The 1050-nt window shown below is 49.5% G+C and carries 9 tRNA genes and 1 rRNA gene; all 10 read left to right on the top strand.

Going from position 1 to position 1050, the window contains the following annotated elements:
* Nucleotides 1-59 precede the first annotated feature (59 nt).
* The 10 genes from rrf to UN64_RS19920 all read left to right on the top strand — a co-directional run bounded on the left by rrf (nt 60) and on the right by UN64_RS19920 (nt 1007).
* Nucleotides 60-175, top strand: a 5S ribosomal RNA gene (gene rrf, locus UN64_RS19965).
* A 13-nt stretch (nt 176-188) separates the two neighbouring features.
* Nucleotides 189-264 (top strand) — tRNA-Val (locus UN64_RS19960).
* An 11-nt stretch (nt 265-275) separates the two neighbouring features.
* Nucleotides 276-351 (top strand) — tRNA-Thr (locus tag UN64_RS19955).
* Between the two features lie 8 nt (nt 352-359).
* Nucleotides 360-435 (top strand) — tRNA-Lys (locus UN64_RS19950).
* 15 nt (nt 436-450) lie between these two features.
* Nucleotides 451-534: transfer RNA gene (locus UN64_RS19945), tRNA-Leu, on the top strand.
* Nucleotides 535-562: 28 nt separating this feature from the next.
* Nucleotides 563-637: transfer RNA gene (locus UN64_RS19940), tRNA-Gly, on the top strand.
* Nucleotides 638-651: 14 nt separating this feature from the next.
* Nucleotides 652-740: transfer RNA gene (locus UN64_RS19935), tRNA-Leu, on the top strand.
* 7 nt (nt 741-747) lie between these two features.
* A tRNA-Arg gene (locus UN64_RS19930) sits at nt 748-824 on the top strand.
* Between the two features lie 7 nt (nt 825-831).
* Nucleotides 832-908: transfer RNA gene (locus UN64_RS19925), tRNA-Pro, on the top strand.
* Nucleotides 909-931: 23 nt separating this feature from the next.
* A tRNA-Ala gene (locus UN64_RS19920) sits at nt 932-1007 on the top strand.
* Nucleotides 1008-1050: the final 43 nt, after the last annotated feature.

Raw genomic sequence — 1050 nt, 5'->3', positions numbered from 1 at the left:
AATTCTTAATTACATAGCGTATAATTTTATCTTGTCGAGATAAATAACTCGCTTTCTGGTCTAGTGATGATGGCGAAGAGGTCACACCCGTTCCCATACCGAACACGGAAGTTAAGCTCTTCAGCGCCGATGGTAGTTGGGGGTCTCCCCCTGTTAGAGTAGGACGTCGCTAGGCTGGAATTTTATACGGAGGATTAGCTCAGCTGGGAGAGCACCTGCCTTACAAGCAGGGGGTCGGCGGTTCGATCCCGTCATCCTCCACCATTTACTTACTTGCCGGTTTAGCTCAATTGGTAGAGCAACTGACTTGTAATCAGTAGGTTGGGGGTTCAAGTCCTCTAGCCGGCACCATTTTGCACGAGCCATTAGCTCAGTCGGTAGAGCATCTGACTTTTAATCAGAGGGTCGAAGGTTCGAGTCCTTCATGGCTCACCATTTTCAAATTAATATGCGGGTGTGGCGGAATTGGCAGACGCGCTAGACTTAGGATCTAGTGTCTTTGACGTGGGGGTTCGAGTCCCTTCACCCGCACCATATTAATTTTAAAAAAACCAAATAGTTTGCGGAAGTAGTTCAGTGGTAGAATACAACCTTGCCAAGGTTGGGGTCGCGGGTTCGAATCCCGTCTTCCGCTCCAAAGTTATTGTATGTGCCGGGGTGGCGGAACTGGCAGACGCACAGGACTTAAAATCCTGCGGTAGGTGACTACCGTACCGGTTCGATTCCGGTCCTCGGCACCACATACATGCGCCCTTAGCTCAGCTGGATAGAGTGTTTGACTACGAATCAAAAGGTCGGGAGTTCGAATCTCTCAGGGCGCGCCATGTTTTACGGGAAGTGGCTCAGCTTGGTAGAGCACCTGGTTTGGGACCAGGGGGTCGCAGGTTCAAATCCTGTCTTCCCGACCATCATAACTATATAAGTTATATTTGGGGCTTTAGCTCAGCTGGGAGAGCGCCTGCCTTGCACGCAGGAGGTCAGCGGTTCGATCCCGCTAAGCTCCACCATTTTTCAGAAAATGTTTCTGACATTTTCTTTTTTATTGCAAAA

Source organism: Fictibacillus arsenicus (assembly GCF_001999465.1).
In the GTDB taxonomy this organism is placed as follows: domain Bacteria; phylum Bacillota; class Bacilli; order Bacillales; family Fictibacillaceae; genus Fictibacillus; species Fictibacillus arsenicus.
Note: the sequence above shows the minus strand (reverse complement) of the source record. Positions and strands in the feature narration are given on the sequence as shown.